The organism is Parasutterella secunda, from assembly GCF_023336895.1.
Taxonomy (GTDB): domain Bacteria; phylum Pseudomonadota; class Gammaproteobacteria; order Burkholderiales; family Burkholderiaceae_F; genus Aphodousia; species Aphodousia faecalis.
Genome location: NZ_JAMBLT010000007.1, coordinates 52046 through 71984 on the forward strand (window position 1 = coordinate 52046; position 19939 = coordinate 71984).

Genomic DNA, 19939 nt, shown 5'->3' on the forward strand with positions numbered 1-19939 from the left:
CCTTAGCGATCAGACATTAAGGAAATTATGACACTTATTGCGACCGTAAAAATAAGTAAACATAAGAATGGAAAACCATGCAAAATGCATGGCTAATTAAAGTAGTCAATTCACTAATTTTTCAATAAGTTATCTGCATAAGTACAAAGAATGCCCAACACCAAGCGGTTCGTGAACCGAGTCGATTATGAGTCCCGCTTCGTCAATAATGCTTTTTAATTCGTCAGAAGAGAAAAATTTAGAGTTACCGTTGGCTAGGCAACTGAAATAAAGCGAGCAGCTTGCGACGCTCAAAGTCGCCGCGGCGTTTCGCTGCTTGTCAACTATTGGTTCCAAAATAGCGATAGGGCAAGCATACTTTCTCGATAATAAGCGGACACGCTTGAGAATGCTGACGGCTTGCGAATGACTGAAACAATCCAAAAACTGACTCATCCAAATCAAATCAATATCGGTATCAATGTGAAGGGAAGCTTCATCATTAAGCCAGTCAATCGGGTAATCATCGATTCGGTCCTGAAACGCTTTCAGTTCCGTGTTGGCGCGCATTAAGCTAATTTGTTGAGGCAAATCGACCAAACAGGCGCGAGCCTTGGTCCAATTCAAGAGAGCTTTATGGATAAATCGTCCGGTGTTGCCGCCGATATCCAAAAAATATCGGATTTCTCTGTTCTTCAAAAGATCGATGGCGGCCTGATCGGCGCTGTCTGAATGAAAATGATCAAAGGCAAACCAGGCTTTCTGAACCTCTTCGGGCAAGTCTTTTAAATGTGGGTAAATGGTGCTCCAAGAGCGATCAAATTCCTGAAGTCCACAAGGGCGCCCTGTTTTTAAAGCTTCTTTGGTATGACTTAGCGCTTTGTAATTGACATGATGGGTAAAATCAAAATTAACTTCCGTCATACGGTCATAAATTAAGCATTGACCAACCAAACTTAAGCTGTACTTTTGATTTTCTTTTTTTATAACTTTGGCTGTAAGCAGAATATCGGTCAAAATTTTGACTGCGTAAAGGGTAAGACCGCTTTTTTTCGCCAACTCTTCAATATTGAGGCCCGTGTCGCTTTGTCCCAAAGCGTCCAGTAAGCCGGTTTCTTTGGCGGCTGCCGTCGCCTGAAAAATAAATGGAGCAAAAGCGATTTTCTGAGCATCTTCGTATGCACTCAGAAGTTCTTTTTTGTGTTCATTTAAGGTCATAATCTAAGCTCCAAGGGGTCTCTCAGAACGTCGCGGATATGTCGGATTGTCGGATTGTCCGCTTTTCGGTGCAAACAACTCAGCATGACGGGCAGGCTATCTTTATTTATCACTTCTTCAGTAAATCCATAATCATTGAGATGGCTATTGCCCACTTTAATCTGACACTCGTGACGGCACCAAAAGCGGTAAAACTCTAGGGTTCTGTCAGAACTTTCCTTAATCGTTGAGATTGTTAGCTCATTGCCAAACCAATCGGCTAGTTGCAAGAAGTCTCTCTGAACCATCACTTCAGCATCGACTGCATGGGGGAAATGAGAAAAGGAGAGAGCGAAATACCGACCGCTGTGGGTCAAACTCGTATAAAAACGACCGTACTCTGTATCGATAGGGGGATGGGGTTGACCTATCGGGAAATCATCGAAGTGCCCGTCGGCCTTTAAGGCCGCTAAAACTCTTTTATAGAAAAGGCGCGAGTAGAGGTACTGTGTGGCTCGGATAGGGCGGCAGAAACGTCGATAACGGGTAAGCTGCCGCGTTGAGAGCTGATGAATCAGACTCTCATTGTTATTTTCAAGGGCAATCTCACAGAACCAGATAAGCATTTAGGCTCTAAAACGCTTAAAAATTAAAGAGGTGTTAATGCCACCGAAGGCAAAGTTATTGCTCATAACAGCCTCGCACGAAATGTTTCTGCCTTCGCCCATAATGTAGTCAAGCGCAGCGCAGTTCGGGTCGGGTTCGGTGAGATTGATTGTCGGGGCAAACCATCCTTCACGCATCATTTCAATGCTCATCCAGGCTTCGAGCGCGCCGCAGGCGCCCAGAGTATGCCCCATGTAGCTTTTGAGCGTTGAAACCGGGGTCTTGTCACCGAATACAGTTGCGGTGGCAAGGCTTTCAGCCCTGTCTCCCGATAACGTGGCCGTGCCGTGGGCGTTGATGTAACCGATATCTTCAGGTTTTAAGTTTGCATCGCGCAACGCTTCTGTCATGACTTCGGCCATTTTGAGCGAATCGGGATTGGTGATGTGCTTGCCGTCTGAATTGGTGGAAAAACCGACAACTTCTGCGTAAATCGGCGCGTCGCGCTCGAGGGCGCTGTCAAGACTTTCCAGAATCAGTGTGCAGGCGCCTTCACCCAGAACCAGTCCATCCCTTTGCGCATCAAAGGGGCGGGGAGTCAGTTGGGGCTTATCGTTAAATTGGGTTGAAGTGGCAAAAAGGGTGTCAAAAATAGCCGTGTTGGCCACGGAACATTCTTCTGCGCCGCCGGCGATCATTGCCCTTTGGTAGCCGTTTTTGATGGTTTCGTAGGCGTAGCCTATAGCCTGGCTGCCCGATGTGCAGGCACTGGTGGTCGTAATGACACGACCGGTAATGGAGAAAAAGACGCCGATATTGACCGCGCAGGTGTGGGCCATAAACCGGACATAAGTCGTGGCGTTTAATTTACGAGTTGTCTTTTCTACCCCAAGCGCGGCAATTTCCATGAGTGAATGCGGGTCGCCGGCGCAAGAGCCGTAGGCAATTCCCATGCCGCCCTCATGAATCCAGTCGCAATCAATCAGTCCCGCATCTTCAAGCGCCCACTGTGTGGCGCAGCAGGCCATGAGGCTATTGCGCGACATGCTTCGCGTGGCCCTTCGTGTGAAGCGTTCACCTAACTCAAAGGGGGCGGCAGGACAAGCCAATAGGGAATTTAGGCCATCCAATTGCTCCCAACCGGGCATAACCTGCACAGCATTGCGATAGCTTTTCAGTTTCGCCAGGACGGTGGGCCAGTCACACCCGAGAGGGCTGATGCCAGCCATACCGGTAACTACGACACGATGACTCATCCGTGCAGTCCTCCATCAATTTCAATAACTGATCGGGTGATGTAGGCGGCATCGTCGGAGATTAAAAAGCCGACGGTGGCGGCCACTTCTTCGGGTTTTCCGACTCGTTTCATCGGTATAAAAGGTAAAGCGCGCTCGGTGACACTTTCATCAACCATATCGGTTTCAATCAAACCGGGCGCCACCGCGTTGACCGTGATTTTCCGACTGGCTAACTCCAAAGCCAAGGCTTTGGCCGCTCCGATCAGACCGGCTTTAGCAGCCGAGTAATTCACCTGTCCGCGATTTCCCATAACCCCCGAAATCGAGGCGATAACCACAATGCGGCCACCGCGTCTTGTGTGCACCATCGGCATCACAAGCGGCTGAACCACGTTATAAAAACCATCAAGATTAGTTTTAAGCACCGAGTCCCAAACCTGTGGCTCCATTCCCGCAAAGGTGACATCCCGAGATATGCCGGCGTTGGCCACTATGCCCCAGTACATGCCGTTTTCTTCAATATCTTTTAAAAGCGCTTGGCGAGCCGCCTCACGATCGCATACGTCAAAACTCAATGCCCGTACGTTGACCCCCATTGCCTTAACATCGGCAATTGTTTGCTCAAGTGCTTGGCTCGGGCTTTTGCCATGAAGAACGATGTCGTAGCCTTGGCCTGCCAGGTATAGGGCACAGGCTCTGCCGATTCCTCTTGAAGATCCTGAGATAAAGACGGATTTGGATGGATGGATAGACATTTAATGTTCAGCCAAAAAAGTTTCCGGATTTTTCGGTTCAAATGCGTTTAGTGCCGCTTCGCCCAGAAGTTGCCCATCGGCGTAGACCTCACATTGAAATTGGGCAACGCCGTCGGTTTCGCTCACGTAAATGCGGTTTGCTTTACAGTAAAGTTCAGTCCCTACCGGGATTGAATCAACGTACAGCTTCATTTGCCGCGTGCCCAACAGAAAGCCGACTGGGACTGGAAGGCCTTTTTTACGGGCGTTCCAACTAGTCCACATCGCCATTGTCTGAGCCATGTATTCCAATAAGACCCAACTGCCGACTCTTCCGTCTTGGGCAAAGAGATGATTTTCTTTAATCTGCGCGCAAGCCGTAATACAGTTGTCGTCGCCTTCAAGTGCACGATCTAAAAAGAGCATCCCTGCTCGATGGGGGAGCAATTCACTGGCTAAGAGGTCAATGGTCTGCATTGGTTTTCTTCTTAATGACGATGACAGCGTTGTTGCCGCCGAAAGCAAAGCTGTTGCACAAAACGCTTGTGACAGCACCTGTTGTTGCTTTCGCATTGAGCTTAATTGTAGCGATAAGCGGGTCGACATTGTCTTCGATAAGGTGTCCGGGAAACTTTTGTGCGTCAAGAGCCAAAAGGGCTGCGACCGCACAAAGCGCTCCGGCGCCTCCCAGGGTATGACCGGTTATCGTTTTGGTTGAGCAGACAGAAGTGTTGGGCATCAGATTGTGAATGGCTAAAGCTTCCATTTCATCGTTTTTGCGCGTGCCGGTGCCGTGAGCGCAAACAAAGTCAGGTGCCATCATTTCACTCATTTGAAGCGCGTGTTTAATCGCTTTTTGAACCGCATTGGCTTCGGGCTCGGGAGAAGAGATGTGATAAGCGTCACTGGACTCACCCCATCCGGCTAATTCATAAGGCGAGGAGTCTTTATCCAAAATGAAAAGAGCGCCGCCTTCGCCTAAATTGATTCCATCGCGATGTTCACCGAAAGGTTGAGTAAGGTCAGAGGAGACGGCGCCTAAGGATTCAAAACCCGCGATCGTAAAAAGGCTTTTTGCGTCCAAGCCGCCGCAGATAGCCGCGTCAACCGCTCCGGACTGAATAAGGCGCGCGGCGCTGATCATGGCCTTTGTCGAAGACGTGCAGGCCGTTGAAATGGTGTATACCGGTCCTTTCAGTTTAAAAATGGCTTTAAGGGCACGGGCCGGGTTGTACATTTCAAGGTCCGTGTCCCGATACGCGGGATCATTTTTGCCCTCAAAAAAGAATCTTTCCGTCTCGGTCATACCGGCAACGGAGGCTCCGATGACCAAAGCAACTCTGTCGGCCCCATATTTTTCAATTAGTTGATTGACGTTTTCAAGCAAAGGGGAGGCAAGAGAGGCGGCCAGGCGATTGCCGCGCCCCCATCGAAGAGTAGTGTCATTTAAAACGTGGGGAAAGCGCTCTTTAATCGTTTTTTCTGAAATCAGATAGTGCTCGTCAATCTGACCGAAGCGAATACGGTTGCCCGCAAAATCGTCAATCCATGTCAAAGCCGGTCTTTTTTCAGCAAAGATCGACTCGCGGTAGCCGGCGTTGTCACCGGCAGCGCTTAAACTTGAAAATTGGTGGATGTAAACTTTTGTTGTCATTTCAAGCGACTGGATTGAATCGTGAGCCGATAGTGGTGAAGGTGATTTTCAAAAATGACTTCCCCGTCTGCAGACAAGGGGGCAGCGCCTTTACGATACTCAATGGATATGATCGGTTTTTCTTCTCCGGGCGCGTAGATTAATCGTGTCTGCTCGTTCTCGATCAAAATCCAGTCTTTCAATTGAGCTTTGAGATCACGACTGGGCCAATAAGCCAAGGCAATGTCGCGAACCATGTATTGCGCTTCAAGCGCTTCAGGTAAATACTCACTTCTTTCTTCGGTGATCACCATCCCGTCAAAATCAATGTTCCAGACCTTCATGCCCATGGCCATAACGGCGATTTTCATGCCTTTTTTATCGGCGGTGATCATGGCCTCAAAATCATTCGTTTTCGACTCGGCGTTATAGCGATCAGCTTCAACGTGGATGTGTTGATAGGCGTTGAAGGACTGCGTTAAGTTGGAACAGGTTGGCAACACGGTTGGGATTTTAATGGCTTCTTCTACAGCTGAAGTATTGGGCAGCCACAGGGAGCAGGCCGAGAGACTGAAAGCCAGGGCTACGCAACATAGCCCTTTAACGAGACGATGTTTCATCACAATGGGTAACCTTTCTGAAAGCCGGTGTCAGACACCAGATAAAGAATTCTCCGATCATTATGCACAAACCAAAGCTTTTAAGGGCGGGTGTGCTTGAAAAGGCGAGAAGACCGAACGAAAGCAGGGTGGTGAGAACGGCAAAAGTCACTGCCGCCACGGTTCGGCTGTTGCCCTGGGGATTTGCGGTGAGAAAGATTCCGTAGTCAAGTCCAAGCCCTAAAAGTAATACACAGGCAAGTAAAGAGAATAGGGAGAGGCCGTAGCCCAATAGTCCCAACATGGCCATGGTCAGGGCTATGCCGCAAAGGCAGGGGCAATAGGCGCGCCAAGCCTGGTTTTTAAAGCGGATCGTAAGCAAGATGATGGTGCCTAAGGCAGCCGCGGCCAACAACCAAGCGATCCGATCGCAGTATCGAGCCAAAAGATCAGAAATCTGTTGTGGATAGTTTTTAAAGTAAACACCGTTTGTGGGCTCTTCGAGCGCCTTGATCCGATCAAGATTGTCTTTATGGATACCGGTAATTAAAACTAGAGCGCTTGCTTTATCTTCGGTTAGCCGCATGGGAGGCAAGACGTCGAGACTTTCTGCGATCTTAAGTCGTTCGTTTAATGACTTTGACGGCAGTTCGCAGGATAGGGGCGCTCCCAAAAGACTATTGAAAATGTCGCTCACGGAAAGGCACCTTGAACGGTAAGTTTCACGTACTTGCTCGGCGCGTTTTTCGGACATCATCCAATCGGCCGCGCTGATTAATCGGACCTCTTTTTCGTTGAGTTGATTGAAGCGTTCGATAAGGCGTTCTTCTTTTTGCAGCAATTCTTCAGGATTCTCGGCTTCAATCAAAAAGTATTGCGACAGCGAAGGCGTATTCATCACTTTGCTTAAAGCGGCAGCCTCTGTGAGTAAGTCTTGAGGGGGATTATTTAAATCATAAAGCGATGTTTTTAAATCGAGTTTCAGGTAGCCTGCGGTACAGAGGACAATAAAGAAGCCAAGCAATATCGCGAGGGTTCGTTTACTGACCGTTTCAAAAGCGGGAAGAGACAGTAGTTTGGCAGCCAGTTTTTGCAGTCTCCTTCTGAAAGGAAACGATCCCGATGCAAGCAAGGGGAGCCACAACACGACGGCAGCATAGGCCGAGGCAACTCCGGTTACACAAAAAACAGCGATTTGGGTGAGTCCCGGGAAGGGAGTCGTTGCCATCAAAGCAAAACCAAGGGCTGTAGAAAGCAGGGCAAGCGTAAGGCTGGGAAGAAGCGTTTTCAAGGACTCTTCGGCCGAGTTGCTTTGTCCAAGACGTGTGCAAAGGTAATGCGCAGAATAGTCGACCGTGATGCCGATTAAAGTGGTGCCGAAAACGAGGGTAATTAAGTGAATCTTGCCCAAAACGAGCAGCGTGGCGGCAACGGCTAATAAAAAGGCCTGAGCGCTGACGGCAAGAATTAATAAAAGTGCCTTGAGGTTGCCAAACCAAAACCAGGCAATGGCAATGATGCCCAGAGTGGAAAAAACTCCGAGGTAGGTGAGTTCATTTTGAGCTTCAAGAGCGGCCGCGGCAGAAAAAAGGGGAAGGCCTGAGACGATAAGTGACGCTTGACAATCCTTTTTGAGTGAATTTTTGAGTTCATCAATCGCTTTAAAGACAGCGGCACCCTGCTGCATGATTTTTTCACTGTCGAGTCGGAAAAAATACAGGGCATAAGGGGTATTTTCCTGTTCAGTTAAAAGAACGCCGTCTTTAAAATGCACATGCCATTGATTGAGCCGCTCTCTAATCCACGCACTTTGCACCCCCAAGGGGTCCTCGGAAAAGGAAAAAATGGACGCATCAATGGGCGAGGCGGCATTGGCTGCAACGCGCTCAAAAAGCGTTTGCTGGTTTGCACTTGAGAGTTCTTTTTGGTTATTAGCCGTAACCTGTCCTTGGGCCAAGGCACGAATTTGATCGAGCATCGGCAAGCCCATGGCAGTTTCTTCAAGCTTTTTAAATAGCGCTATCCGTTTACCCCAGGCGTCAACGACGCCGTGAACTGAATTTAGGGTTTCTTCACTTTCGTCAGGCAGAGCGATAGCCAATGTGACGGTATCTTTATGTTTTTTAGAGAGGGCTTGTTGAAGCCATTTTTCATCAGCGCTGACAACTTGGTTTTCCGGTAGTAAGTCCAATAAATCAAAATCAGGGCGGTTGTTCTGAGCCCATAGACATACGTAAAGCAACGAAACGAGAACCAAAATGGCCCAGGTGAGCGCCGCCCAAAATCGCTTTGCCCGACTCATAGCGGCTCCAATCGGTCAGGCCACTGGTTTAGTTTTTCCTGTTTGGATAACTGAAGACGGGTTGTTTCATTTTGCTGATTGACCATTTTGATGCTCTCGGGAGAAGCGGCCCCCGTGATTTCCATGGTCTTAAAAACGGTGGCTAACGCTGACGTTTTCTTAGGCACAAGCGTCATTGTCCAGCGCGCAGACGATCCCTTAAGGTGAATGTCAAAATCTTTATCCAAGCGCTCAGTTTGAGCACTAAAAAGTGACAACATGAGAGCATTGACCGTTTTCAGATAGGGGATATCCTGGGCGGAAATAACCTGTGCGCCATGTTTATTGACGCTCTTGATGCCTTTTTCAGAAAAGATCATCGTATTGGCAAAGGGCTTGACCGTTTCCCAAACGATGCCTTTTTTCAAATCTAAAAAGTACACCCCTTCAGTTCGCATTGGTTTCGGGAAACCGGTTAGTTCACGCTCTTGAACGAAGTGACCGGTTGTCAATTGCGCGCTGCCCAAACTTTTGGAAAGGGTTTGAAGATCAAAAGCCAAAGCCTCGGCGCTAAATATGACGGTGCCGAGAGCAGCCACTAAAGAGCCTTTGAGAATGCTTTTGATCATGACGCACCCCAAAATCGATAAAAATTGAACCAATCCAAGGGACTTTCTTTTAAGCCGTGCTCAAGTTCCATCGCGTATTGCTGCATTAAGCGTTGGCATTCTTGATTGCGATTCCCTCTTGGCAATCTTACCTGATCGGCGAGTTTGGCAAATCGGACCCGGTAACGATTCTGTCCCTTTAGGTCACCAAAGGCTGAAGTTTCTTCCCGCCAACAGGTCATGGAGAGAAGCGGCAATCCAAGCATATGGGCTAGGATCGCTCCACCCGTGGGTAAATAAGCCTCAGAGCCTAAAAAAGAGACAGGAACAACGGCTTTTGAATGAATCGGAATTCTGTCGCCGGCAATGAAAATGAAGTAACCCTTTTGGCACTTTTCTTCAAGTTTCATAATGCTCGCGGGGTTCAGTTCAGTTACTTCCCAAAATTCTATGTGGCTCAGTGCATTGGAGTGTTCCACCAACCGAGTGTATTGAGCCGTGTTGGCGCTGTGCACCAAGGCGATGCTTGGAATTTTATAAAGTGAACCGTGGTGCATAAGAGCTTCTACACAGCCCATGTGTGAAGTGAGAACTACGGCGCCTTTTCCTTGAGCCAAGAGGCTACTCATGAATGCTTCATTTTCTACAGAGAGGTTTTCCGTGGTTTGCTCAGACCAAATCGCCAACATTTTGTCGAGAATGGTCTCGGCAAAATAAAACATGTGGCAAAGACTGGTGAAAGTCCCCGGTCGGTGGCTCAGATAACCGGCCGTATAGGCTTTTTGCAGGTAATCGTTACTCGCTTGCCGCGCCTTCTTATCCGAAATCCAAATGCAAAAGACCACCGGAGCCAGCGCAAATCGGAAGGGGAGCTTGCCGAAAAGCCTGTGCAGGTGAAAGAGAATTTTGATACCGAGCACAGAGGTATGTTCAACTTTATTGGCCCAGTGTTCTTTTGCGTTACGCATGAAAATGTCTGCCCAATAGTGTCGGCAGTCTCACGAGCATGCCGAAAAAGTTTCTCGCATGCATTTTACTGAGATACCAGTTTTCTATCGGCCTGAAGTGGCTGATGCCATCGGCGGGGTAGGCTATTTTGACGGGTAAATTGATGCAGTCGATTCCCTGCCAGTAAAGCTGAACCAAAATATCGCAGTCAAAATCCATCCTTTTGCCGATAGTTGGGTTGGTGGATAGCCATCGGACGACACTGTCCATCGGATAAATTCTGAAACCGCACAGACAATCGCGGTAAGCTCTCGACAGGGTATTGATCATTACCCAAAAATCGGTGATGAGGCGCCCCCATTTTCGCGAAAGCGGAACCGATTCATCATAGATCGGATAGCCACAGACGAGCGCCTGGGGGTGTTGATTAGACGAGTCTAAAAATTCTCCGATGGCCGCAGCATCTTGCTGGCCGTCAGCATCGAGCTGAAAAACGTGGGTATATTGGCGGTCAATCGCCCATTGAAAGCCCGCTAACACCGCGCCTCCTTTGCCGGAATTGACCGGCAGAGTGAGCACATGGACGTGTTTTGAGAGCAAAGCGGCTTGCGCTATTTTTTCTTTGGTTTTGGTGTCGCTGCCATCGTCGACAATCAAAATGTCGCCTTCATGCGGCAGGCAAGACTGAACGACCGAGCCGATTGTATCGGGGTGGTTGTAGTTGGGGATGAGAAAAAGTCTCTTAGTCATTGTCTTTTTTGTCTGTCGCAAAATGAATGGTGCCGCAGCTGTAACGAGTCGAACGGTCAGCGGAAGTAAGGCTGAATTTCATTTTCATTGACTCGGAATCAAAGAGGCACGTCAACATTAGCTGCGTCTTTGGTCTGATGATGGACATGAATTTCAGGTTAGTGATGCAAGCGAGCTCTTTGGGCGTCTTTAGATACCGATGGGCCTCTTCAATGACAAGATGAACTTGAGCAACACCAGGCAAAATGGGCCATTGGGGAAAATGCCCTTCAAAGAAAGGCAGTCGTTCATCGACTTTAAAATGTAACTCCATTGAATGGTGTTCTACTTTAGCGAGACTCGGTTCAATATGTCTTCGATCAAAAAGGGATTGAAGTGCTTCAATTGTGTATTTGCCTTGACTGTTGGTGGGCATGATGGGTTCAAAGCGCCACCGGTGAGGTAAAAGGACTGCTTCAAATTCCTCTCTTAAGTGGTGTTCGGCGGCACGAATGAGCGCTAATTTACTCTGACTCAGTAACGCCTGTCCTTTTTCAGATGGCACGGCAACAACCGCCAGATCTCGTTTCTCAGTCAAAAGAAACGCTTTAGCTTCGGTAAACAATCCGCTTGCGATCAGGGACTTTTCAAGAGCCGTCAGACTCAGTCGTTTTTCCTCGATTTTGACAATCCGATCGGTGCGTCCGAGCAGTGTGAAAAGACCATCCGAATGCATAACGATTTTGTCGTTACCGACTGTCCAATGTTGGGGATCCAAGCGTTCGGATTTCACCTGAATAATCCCGTCGGGATTAATGCCGATTCCAGTTCCCGGCATGGCTTTCCATAGGCAAGAAGTCGGGTCAACCGTGTCATTGGGTAAAAAACGTCTTTGACGCCATGCGATCCCGTCAAGTTCCGTACTGCCTAAGATTTCAAAGGGCGTCCGGTGGAAAGCTCGTTGGCAAAGTTTTAAAGCCTCTTCGCTTAAGGGACCTCCGGAACTGACCAGATGAGTAAGGTGAGCGCGGCTTTCGGTCCAATCCAAATCAAGCGGCAGGCGCTTTAAGTGGGCAGGACTCGAGATTAAAACCACTGAAGAAGCCTGTTCAAGTGCATTTTTGATATTTTCCGGAAAAAGAAGTCGTTTTTCCGTAATGATCTTTTGACTTGCAATAGGCCAAAGCACCGCCCATAAAAAACCGTAGATATGTTGGTGTGAAACGGTCGAAAAAACGACAGTGCCCTTTAGAGGGTGGGTAGGAAAGTCAGCATCTAGCGTATCAACATCGGCGAGCACTTGGCGAAGCGTTTTTGTAACCCGCGTGGGTTCTCCTGTTGAACCGGAGGTAAAAAGTTCAACCAAGGCTTCATCCATCGTAAGAGTAAGCGTCTCTTTAGCAGCCTTTTCGCATTGAGGCGGCTCAGGGGTTTCATCGAGCAGAAAAAACGCCCCTTCTTTTTCCAACTTTCCTTTTGTCTTAGCCGTAAGGTCCGTGGGAAGAATCGTTTTCACATGCGCGCACCATGCGCCCAGTAGCGCGGCGCTGAAGCGAATTCTGTTTGAACAGAATAAAACCGCACTATGGATATGATTTTGTTTGAAAAAATAATTCCATCGTTTAACGGCCGAAAGAAAATTTTGCACGGAAAGACAGCCTTGCGCCGTTAAGGCGAGAGGCTCGGTCGGATTTCTTTTTTTCAGTGCGTCAAGAATATCCATGAGAAAAATAGAGACGTCAATTTATATGGGCGCTATTTTAGCGTGAAAGAAAATGACGGCGAAAGAGCCATTCACCGCCCAAAAGAATACCCATGAGGATATAAGCAATAAAGCCGTTATAAAGAGCCCAAGTTTCATCACTTGCCAATAGCGCGGTCCAAAGAGCGATGCTGCCGTTGATGATGAAAAAGATGCACCAAATCCAAGTTACTTTTCTTGTATAGCGAACGCCTTCGGCAGGCAGATTCGGATCCTTCAATCTAGCCAATCGTTCAATTGCCGTTTGCTCTGAAAAAAGACTTGCTGTGAAAAGACACAATAAAACGAGATTGACGGCAACCGGATAGAGCTTAAGGGGGAGGGCTGCCTGATAATAGAAGCTCGCAGCAGCCAACAGCAGGCTGACTGCAAAAAAGAAAAGTGAAAGACGGGAAGGCTTAGTCAATAACTGGATTGTGCACAGCAGGACAATGAGTCCCACGAGCGCGGTCACTCCCCAATATTTCAGACCAATCAAAACAACAAACGGGTAGGCGATCGTTAAAACAATCGACAATATCCGCTTGAACATATTGGTTTAATTGGCTTCCGGTTGGGTCAAAAGATCGTACAAGCCGTCGACAACATCCCCAACGGTGCGCATCTTATAAAAATAAGAGGGGTCGATTTTGCGTTTGCCAAGCAGGGGTTTAAGTTGCACTAAAAGATCGATTGCATCAATGCTGTCGATCTCCAGGTCTTCCATCAAACGCGCTTCACGGGTGATTTTTTCCGGGGCAATTTCGAAGGTCTCGTTTAAAGCGCTCTGAAGTTTTTCGAAAATTTCTTCTTTCGTGACGGCCATGGCTTTATTTGCTCCGGAAAGTTTCTACACAATGGGCAAGCGAATTTATGTCCTTGAAATACTCTTGCGTTTCTGCCGCCTCAGCGTTCAGACTGATGTTGTATTTCTTCTTGAGGGCCAAACCGAGCTCCAATCCGTCAACGCTGTCAAGTCCCAGACCTTCTTCAGAAAAAAGAGGCATATCGTCCTCAATATCCTCAACAGTCAGATCTTCCAGGTTTAAGGATTCAATGATTAAAGTTTTGAGCTCTGTTTTTAACGCATCAGACATCGTTTCACCGTTTTGTGAACTGGTCAACTAAATTCGGAAATAATACACGAAAAATTTCGCGGCTTAGGGCGCGAACCCCTTTGGCGGGCGTACTTTCGTATATCCCTTTAAAGGGCTCAATCGACAGTTTACCAAGGACTTCAAAGGTAAAGTACATCGGCCTGTCCGGAACATCCCACCAATGAGCGCCTTTGGTGAGACTAATCGGTTCGCAAGTGATTTTCACCATGGTCGGATCCACATTGCTTTCCAAGGCGGTAATCATTGCTCCGTGTTTGAGTCTTGGCATCACACCCGGTGCTGTGCGGGTTCCTTCGGGGAAAATGATAAGGCTTGAGCCGCTTTTGAGTTCACGTACACAATCTTTAATCAGTTCAGGACCGCCGTCATTGGTAATGTATCCTGCCGCATACAGGGCGCCCCAGGTAAAAGGATTTTTCGCCAGAGATGATTTCACAATGGCGCAGGCATTTGGAACGAAAGAAAAGAGAAACACGACATCGATGAGCGTGAGGTGGTTGGCTAAGATTAATTGTCCGGGCGCTTGAAGTTTTTCTAAACCACGGCCTTCCCAATCCAAAATGCCAATGGCGCGGATAAAAGCGATAAATGCTTGAAAAGTCCGATGGATAACATTTCTGGCTATTCGTTTTCGTCGTTTTTCATCCCGCACAACAATAACAATGCCGGGAAAAATTAGAAATTGGAAAAAGACGCCAAGGCCGCCAAACACCCCGAAGGCCAAGCCGGTTGCCAAACGACGGTATTGTTTGCCAAGACCCTTCATCATTCGCCCTCATGCCTTCTTTCTGTATCCAGCCAAGTCAAGAACTCATAAAGTTGAGTGAGAATTGGCGCATCCGATACGTTTTTGGCTACTAAGTGCTCTTTCCATGCAAGGGCACAATCCCGATCTGTTTCATTTGATAGCACCAGCGTCACGGCAAAGGGGAATGGTATTTTCCCATATTTATCAAATACTTCAGGCGTTTTATCCTCGTAGATGGAAACAAAAACCAATGGATATTCTACGAGTTGTGCCTTAGCTTCGGTGAGCGCAGAACCGATGGTGTTTTCGCCGGCCGCCATGGAGGTGATATTTCCTGTGAAATGGGCGAACATGGAAAAAAGCCCGCCGATGGCGTTATGCACGGAGGTTGAAAATCCAGTGGGCGAGAGCGTTTTTTCTGAACTCAACTCTTCGAGCGCTTTCACGGTCAGTTGAATATCACCCCAGCGTGAAGCAAGGATTACAGAAGAGGGGCTAATGTTCCCTCGACCGTACTTGTCAAACAGAGGATAGAGCGTGGAGAGGACGACCCGGCCCAGAGAACTTAAACGCCTTCTTTGCATTAGGGGAAGAAAGGCCAGTTTAGGTACTTCTATGCTGTCAGGCTTTGCCGATGAAAGAATCGACAGGGGATTCATGCCGGGGTTTAGCCCCGGCAGCCAAACCGAGTAGTCCAAAAGTCGCATAGGTTAAAAATTAGCGATAAAGCGCATCCAAAATGTCAGCGTTTAAGTTATTCATCCAGCGGTTGACGTTTCTGTGGATGCAAATGGCGTTTTCATCGTACTTATTCTTGCTCTTGAGCTCAGGATTCACGCAGCCTTTTTTCTCATCAAGGCCACGGCTGGAAACATAACTCACTTTATAACGGCGAGCGTCATAGGTGACTTTGACAATCGCTTCAAAATGAATGGCTTTGGCAGAGCCCGGATAAGCCAGGGTGACAACACCCGGTTGGTCACTCACGATGCGCCACTTGCGCAATTGCGCGGCGCGGATAATGGCGTTATGCATCTGGGATTGGGTTATTTGAGCCGGCGCACTTTGCTCTTGCGGATTAACAAGCGGCGTTGTGACACCGCAGCCGGCGAGCAATAAGCTTGAGGCAAGAGCGGCAGCGCAGAAAAGACGAAGACCTTTCATCATGGACTCCATAATAAATATGTTCCGAATATTCTAACGGATTCATAGAGTTCAAAAAACAAACGCCCGGTCAAACCGAGCGTCTGTATGGCGATTCTGTCATCAGCCATTACTGAATTTGCGGATCTTCTTTAGCGCGCATCAACAAGCGGGCGATTTCCGTGGCGTTATGAATTTCGAGCTTGCGGTATGCCGCGCCACGGTGAACCTGAGCTGTTTTTTCAGAAATGCCTAATTGTTCAGCAACTTCCTTATTGGATTTGCCCAAACTGATCAAATTCACCACTTCGCGTTCACGTTGGGTGAGGTTTTTAAGACGATTCTTAAATTCAATGACGTCGGCCATTTGTTCCTGACGGTTCATGTATTCAGTGATCACATCATGAACCACTTTAAAGAGTCGTTCTTCGCGCACAGGCTTTTGGAGGAACTCGACGGCGCCGTTTTTCATCGTGTGCACGGCCATATCGATGTCACCGTGACCGCTTAAGAAAATGATCGGCAAATCCACACCCATTTCATTGAGGTGTGTTTGAAGGCCCAAACCACTCATATTGGGCATACGAACATCCAAAATAATGCAACCCGGTCGGCTGAAGTCATTACTGGCTAAAAATTGAGAACCATCGCGATAGGTCTTAACTTCCCAGCCTTCGCCTTCGAGCAAAAAGGCCATGGAGTTGCGGATGCCTTCATCATCGTCAACAATGCGAACCAAGGGTGTGTTGTTTTGCTGCATTTTTTTCCCTCTTAAGAGTCGATCTGCTAAGTATATAAAAGTCAAGAGAAAAATGGTTAGTCTTGGTTCAATTTGTTGAGTTTTTTAATTAAAAGCCCCAGAAATCGATGGATTTCCGGGGCTTAGGCTATCTATTAACTAGGATTGTTAATCAGATTACCTGTCGTGACCGCGTTCCTTGGTGGAGAACTTACGGTTGGTTTGACCCTTAATCTTCACCGTGTCGAAGGCGGCGATACGATCACCACCGTCGCGGGTGTAGAGCCACGTGTCATAGACGGCGCCGGCCATCATGAAGCGGGCGAGGTCTTTTTGCACGAAGGTCATCACCATGTCTTTCTTGCCGTCGCCATTGACGTCTTCAGCGGAGAAGGAGACCGGTTGAGCCAAGTCGCTCATCACGCCGCTGGTCGTGAGGCTGGAGCGGCCCACACCGCCGTAGGTGTTCTTTTGATCAATCTTCGTTGCATCGAGGTCATCGTCGCTCAAGAGGGCGAACTTGACCGTGGCGGAGCTCTTCGGATCGATGGAGTCAGCCAAAATCACAACCTTGTGCGGAGCGATTTCGTCCAAGTGAGCTTGGATGGCGCCTTGTGCTTCTTGCAACTTAGCCACGTTGTAGCGGTGCAGAATGTTCAAAGCGTGATCCTTGGAGACCTTCATAGCAGCCTTGGCTTGTTCGCGGATACCGGCTTGTTCGTCGGCCCACTTTTCTTCCAAGTCTTCGATGATGTCGAAGTTGTCATCGCGGTCATCACGTTGGAATTCCAGCGTGTTGGCGTTGTTGATGAAGGTGGCGGAGGCCCATTCGGGGTGATAATCGAAGCGATAGTCCGGAGCGCTGAAGTGTTCCTTCGTGGCGGTGGCGGCATCCATAAAGCTCATGTTCTGGCTGGGCTTGGCCAACGGATAGAACGGAATGTACGGGGTTTCGCACGGACGGGCCAAAGCACGATAGCTCGTGATGAGTTCAGGAATGTCGTTGATTTCGAAAACAACGGATTCGTGAGTCGTCACGCGGCACGGACCGAAGCCCAAGTGGTGGTACCAACCATCATCGTCACCAATTTGGTCTTCGTGCAGACGCAAGATGTTTTGAACATCATGAACGGTGAACTTCTTGTCAGGTGTGAAAGAGTACGGGAACTTTTCAGGATCGGTGATCTTTTCACCAGTGATGTATTTCCAGGCCACTTGGTTACGACCGAAGTTGTAGCCGACAGAGCGTTGTTCAGCCGGTTGAACGGCAGCGCGGAAGTTAAAGTCGTTGTAGACACCGGGTGTTGCGGGTTTGTAACGACCGTTCTTGATGGAGCGTTCGATCAAGCCCGGGGAAACGATCACGTTTTCGGTGTCGGTGGCGTCAACCTTATCCATCATGAAGTTATTCGGGATATAAATCACTTCATTGTCTTGGACACGGCGGGCAACCCAAACGTTACCCATGTGGATGGCAAGCTGCCAGGCTTCATGCGTATCGGCGATCGTGTAGGTGCGGCCTTCGGAGAAGTAGCCATACTTCGTGAGAAGGTCTGTGGCGATCTTCACGGCTTCACGAGCGCTGTGAGCGCGTTCTGCCATCAAGCGGCGAATACCGTAACCCACGCCACCGTCTTTCAATTTTTGGTTTTTGTCAAAAATGTTTGAGCAAGCGTTGGAAACAATCACCACGCCGGCGTCATTGACAAAACCGTCAGAGAAGGAGGAGCCATTCGGGTCAAGCGTTTGAGACCAGTAAAAGCCCAAGGTTTCGCGCACTTGCGGGATCATAGCAGCCGTCGGTTCATATTTGATCATTTCACCGGCTTTGTGTTTGGCAGGCGGAACATAGTATTGGGGGTTGAAAACGCGGCCACCATTGTCTTCATTGTGGCCAACGATCACTTGGCCGGTAGCCGAAGCGTCTTTACCGACGATCACCGTAGAGCAGGCCATCGAGGTAAGCGGCAGGGCAACCAAGGCGCTTGTGATGGCACAGGCCATCAAAGATGCACGTAATTTCATAGCAGTAAGCTCCTTTTATTAGAGAGTTTGTTTATATAAACAAAGTCGCTTTCCCCGTTGTTATATGAGGCGGGAATTTCGCGACAGCAACATTTTGCTCTCAGGAAAATAGCTTTCTACTAAGGGAACTCCCGACTAGTGGTAACAATCTGTAATTAGGAGCGTTAAGGTAGGTGCGTAATTTGTCGTAGGTCAATGTGATTAAGTGATAACCCGACATTAAAGATCAAGTTGTTCAAAAGCTTTTCTCATATTGTCGATTTCAAGTGGATCGGCCTGAAAATCTCGGGCGACTTTTTCCCAGTTTTGAGCACAAAAAGAGGAAATTTCGAGTGCCAGAGCCTCAGCTTTACGTTGACTGATGCCAAAATAGGGAGCTATTTCAACGGCTTTAGATAAGTCCGGTCGGTCACAATCATCGGTTACAGCCGTTGCGTGATGTCGACGGGGAATGGAAATGGGTTCAGGTTTTAGGGAATAGAGGGGAGACAGACGCCAACCGTCACCGTCTCGGATAAAACCGATGTTATCAAGCGTGTCGTGAACGTTTCCTACGCACATATTAAAGACCATTCGACGCCACAATTCGAGCAAGTCCATCTTAGGCTTGGCACCATCCTGATTTAATATGTCGGCAACCTCAAGATAGGAATGATTATCATCGTGCGCAGCCAAAAGTGCACGAGCCGAAGCAAATCCGATCGGATGACCATCAGTGGTTCGGTCAAAGCGTTTGCTGATAATCGTATCCATACCACGCATGGATGTTAGTTCAGCCGATACCGTTTGAAGTCCCATCCGCCTAGCAAGACTTAATGTAATTGCCTCCCAGATCACTAAATTACGTTGCGGATCGGGGATGTTAAATTTTGAAATAAAATTTTTATTTTTACCAGATTGATAACCAAGCTTAAAGCGTTCGCCGGGTAGTGCGCTAAGACCTCGATAGAGTGAATCTATATCAGAAATATTCAAGTGTCCCATCATCAGACGCTCTAAATCAAGTGCACAGGGGCCGACTTCCTTATATTGAAGAGCTGCTTGAGTGTTCTCTTTGAATCCAACTGCACCGGGGCGAAGTACTTCTTGAGAAAGAAGGAATAACTGATTGTTTGTTAAGTCTTTTTTATAAATAAACTTTGTTGCTTTACGCGCGCCGATACCGGGGATCAAGTCGTACATGAACCCAAAAACAGGGTGACTGGAGTCAGTTTTAAAAACTTTAGGGATTAACGGTAAATCCCGGCTTAAAGAATAACCATAACTGAGCCAACCGGAGTCATAAACAAAATAGCAAACAGAAGACTCCCTGCCAGGGTCTTCAATGTTCAATTGACCAATTGGCAGGGGATTGGAAAGACTTTTAAAGTAAAGGTTTAGTGTTTGGGAAGCCATTTTAGATCAAACGGCGAGGAGCTCTGGCGCGTTTGGGAAGGCGTTCTGATTCAAGGCGTAATCCGGACGTATCGGCCGAAGGGGAGGCGATATCGCCCATAGGGGCGCCCAGACCAATGGCTTGCATAATGGCTGCTACATTACCGATGGCCACTCCAGGGTCACCAGCCTCAACTTTCGCTAGGGTGTTGAGGGATATTCCTGCGCGCTCCGCAACCTGCGATTGCGGCAAACGACGACGCAGACGTGCGATTTTTAAATTTGATCCAAGAGCCTTCAGAGAGGTTTCAACAGCTAAAGACGGACGCATATTATTCTCAAAATAATGGTGAAATAGTGTTTTAATACCCATTATTATGATGATTAAATTCGCTCTTGTCAAGTGGATCATTTTCTTAAAGTCAAGGTATCCAAAAGCCTATATTTTTTACTTTAAGATCATAATAAAACTTAGAATAATGAGTATAAACAGGAAATA

General features: G+C 48.0%; 22 protein-coding genes. All 22 read right to left on the reverse strand.

Annotation, left to right across the window (positions count from 1 at the left end; translation table 11 throughout):
- Window positions 1–129: 129 nt before the first annotated feature.
- Window positions 130–1197, reverse strand: coding sequence for a methyltransferase (locus M3080_RS06710; RefSeq protein WP_249092432.1), 1068 nt, complete (start codon window positions 1195–1197; stop codon window positions 130–132).
- Window positions 1194–1802: a 4'-phosphopantetheinyl transferase family protein gene (locus tag M3080_RS06715; protein WP_249092433.1), complete on the reverse strand. Its 609-nt coding sequence runs from the start codon at window positions 1800–1802 to the stop codon at window positions 1194–1196. The genes M3080_RS06710 and M3080_RS06715 overlap by 4 nt, the downstream gene beginning before the upstream one ends.
- The gene (locus tag M3080_RS06720; protein ID WP_249092434.1) at window positions 1803–3038 is read right to left on the reverse strand and encodes a beta-ketoacyl-ACP synthase; all 1236 of its coding nucleotides are present in this window, start codon (window positions 3036–3038) and stop codon (window positions 1803–1805) included. It lies immediately after the preceding gene.
- Entirely contained in the window at window positions 3035–3775 is a 741-nt protein-coding gene (fabG, locus tag M3080_RS06725; protein ID WP_249092435.1) for a 3-oxoacyl-ACP reductase FabG, read from the reverse strand. Before fabG ends, M3080_RS06720 begins: the two co-directional genes overlap by 4 nt.
- Complete coding sequence (locus tag M3080_RS06730; protein WP_249092436.1) at window positions 3776–4231, reverse strand: hotdog family protein; 456 nt, start codon at window positions 4229–4231, stop codon at window positions 3776–3778.
- Window positions 4218–5408: a beta-ketoacyl synthase N-terminal-like domain-containing protein gene (locus tag M3080_RS06735; protein ID WP_249092437.1), complete on the reverse strand. Its 1191-nt coding sequence runs from the start codon at window positions 5406–5408 to the stop codon at window positions 4218–4220. Before M3080_RS06735 ends, M3080_RS06730 begins: the two co-directional genes overlap by 14 nt.
- Window positions 5405–6007 carry a DUF3261 domain-containing protein gene (locus M3080_RS06740; RefSeq protein ID WP_249092460.1) on the reverse strand — a complete coding sequence of 201 codons (603 nt, stop codon included), beginning with the start codon at window positions 6005–6007 and terminating at the stop codon, window positions 5405–5407. The genes M3080_RS06735 and M3080_RS06740 overlap by 4 nt, the downstream gene beginning before the upstream one ends.
- On the reverse strand, window positions 5988–8288 hold the full coding sequence (locus tag M3080_RS06745; RefSeq protein ID WP_249092438.1) for an MMPL family transporter: 2301 nt from the start codon (window positions 8286–8288) through the stop codon (window positions 5988–5990). The genes M3080_RS06740 and M3080_RS06745 overlap by 20 nt, the downstream gene beginning before the upstream one ends.
- Window positions 8285–8896: a LolA family protein gene (locus M3080_RS06750; protein ID WP_249092439.1), complete on the reverse strand. Its 612-nt coding sequence runs from the start codon at window positions 8894–8896 to the stop codon at window positions 8285–8287. Before M3080_RS06750 ends, M3080_RS06745 begins: the two co-directional genes overlap by 4 nt.
- The gene (locus M3080_RS06755) at window positions 8893–9843 is read right to left on the reverse strand and encodes a lysophospholipid acyltransferase family protein (RefSeq protein WP_249092440.1); all 951 of its coding nucleotides are present in this window, start codon (window positions 9841–9843) and stop codon (window positions 8893–8895) included. The genes M3080_RS06750 and M3080_RS06755 overlap by 4 nt, the downstream gene beginning before the upstream one ends.
- The gene (locus tag M3080_RS06760; protein ID WP_249092441.1) at window positions 9836–10573 is read right to left on the reverse strand and encodes a glycosyltransferase family 2 protein; all 738 of its coding nucleotides are present in this window, start codon (window positions 10571–10573) and stop codon (window positions 9836–9838) included. Before M3080_RS06760 ends, M3080_RS06755 begins: the two co-directional genes overlap by 8 nt.
- Window positions 10566–12068, reverse strand: a complete 1503-nt coding sequence (locus tag M3080_RS06765) for an ApeI family dehydratase (protein ID WP_249092442.1) — start codon at window positions 12066–12068, stop codon at window positions 10566–10568. The genes M3080_RS06760 and M3080_RS06765 overlap by 8 nt, the downstream gene beginning before the upstream one ends.
- 244 nt (window positions 12069–12312) lie before the next feature.
- Window positions 12313–12831: a COG4648 family protein gene (locus tag M3080_RS06770; protein ID WP_249092443.1), complete on the reverse strand. Its 519-nt coding sequence runs from the start codon at window positions 12829–12831 to the stop codon at window positions 12313–12315.
- Between the two features lie 21 nt (window positions 12832–12852).
- On the reverse strand, window positions 12853–13119 hold the full coding sequence (locus M3080_RS06775; protein WP_249092444.1) for an acyl carrier protein: 267 nt from the start codon (window positions 13117–13119) through the stop codon (window positions 12853–12855).
- Window positions 13120–13123: 4 nt separating this feature from the next.
- On the reverse strand, window positions 13124–13390 hold the full coding sequence (locus tag M3080_RS06780) for a phosphopantetheine-binding protein (RefSeq protein WP_022473375.1): 267 nt from the start codon (window positions 13388–13390) through the stop codon (window positions 13124–13126).
- 4 nt (window positions 13391–13394) lie between these two features.
- Complete coding sequence (locus tag M3080_RS06785; protein ID WP_249092445.1) at window positions 13395–14180, reverse strand: lysophospholipid acyltransferase family protein; 786 nt, start codon at window positions 14178–14180, stop codon at window positions 13395–13397.
- The gene (locus M3080_RS06790) at window positions 14177–14857 is read right to left on the reverse strand and encodes a beta-ketoacyl synthase chain length factor (RefSeq protein WP_249092446.1); all 681 of its coding nucleotides are present in this window, start codon (window positions 14855–14857) and stop codon (window positions 14177–14179) included. Before M3080_RS06790 ends, M3080_RS06785 begins: the two co-directional genes overlap by 4 nt.
- Before the next feature lie 19 nt (window positions 14858–14876).
- Complete coding sequence (locus M3080_RS06795; protein WP_249092447.1) at window positions 14877–15323, reverse strand: lipoprotein; 447 nt, start codon at window positions 15321–15323, stop codon at window positions 14877–14879.
- A 109-nt stretch (window positions 15324–15432) separates the two neighbouring features.
- Window positions 15433–16062: a response regulator transcription factor gene (locus tag M3080_RS06800; protein ID WP_022473379.1), complete on the reverse strand. Its 630-nt coding sequence runs from the start codon at window positions 16060–16062 to the stop codon at window positions 15433–15435.
- A gap of 156 nt (window positions 16063–16218) precedes the next feature.
- Window positions 16219–18066 (reverse strand): C69 family dipeptidase, encoded by a 1848-nt coding sequence (locus M3080_RS06805; RefSeq protein WP_249092448.1) that lies wholly within the window; start codon window positions 18064–18066, stop codon window positions 16219–16221.
- Window positions 18067–18285: 219 nt separating this feature from the next.
- On the reverse strand, window positions 18286–19461 hold the full coding sequence (locus M3080_RS06810; RefSeq protein WP_249092449.1) for a type II toxin-antitoxin system HipA family toxin: 1176 nt from the start codon (window positions 19459–19461) through the stop codon (window positions 18286–18288).
- A 1-nt stretch (window position 19462) separates the two neighbouring features.
- A complete protein-coding gene (locus tag M3080_RS06815) occupies window positions 19463–19771 on the reverse strand; it encodes a helix-turn-helix domain-containing protein (protein ID WP_022473382.1) in 309 nt (102 codons plus the stop codon).
- Window positions 19772–19939 lie beyond the last annotated feature (168 nt).